This window comes from Rhodococcus sp. AC861 (assembly GCF_979256035.1).
Genome location: NZ_CEEDMW010000028.1, coordinates 1 through 290, shown reverse-complemented (window position 1 = coordinate 290; position 290 = coordinate 1). Strand labels below are relative to the sequence as shown.

Annotated in this window: 1 protein-coding gene; it reads right to left on the bottom strand. The window is 72.1% G+C overall.

Annotation, left to right across the window (positions count from 1 at the left end):
* Positions 1-20 precede the first annotated feature (20 nt).
* Positions 21-290 (bottom strand): class I SAM-dependent methyltransferase (locus tag AC0IX4_RS22995; protein WP_471831396.1); only part of this gene is annotated, 270 nt, incomplete at its 5' end.

Here is a 290-nt window from a genome sequence, read left to right as displayed (position 1 = left end):
TGCGGTTGCGCGGGGGAGTCCTATTCGGCGAGCGGTCCCGGCTGACCGGAGGTACGCGTCAGCACTCGCAGGGACCCCGCAGCTCGCACCTCGGTGAACTGGCCGGTGTCGAGTGCCCGCCGGTAGATGCGGTACGGCGCCTGACCCCCGTCGGCCGGATCCGGGAACACGTCGTGGATCAACAGGGCGCCCCCGACGGTGATCCAGGGGGCCCAGCCCTCGGAATCGGCCGCGGCCGCCTCGTCCGTGTGACCACCGTCGACGAACAGGACGGTGCCCGGTTGCCGCCA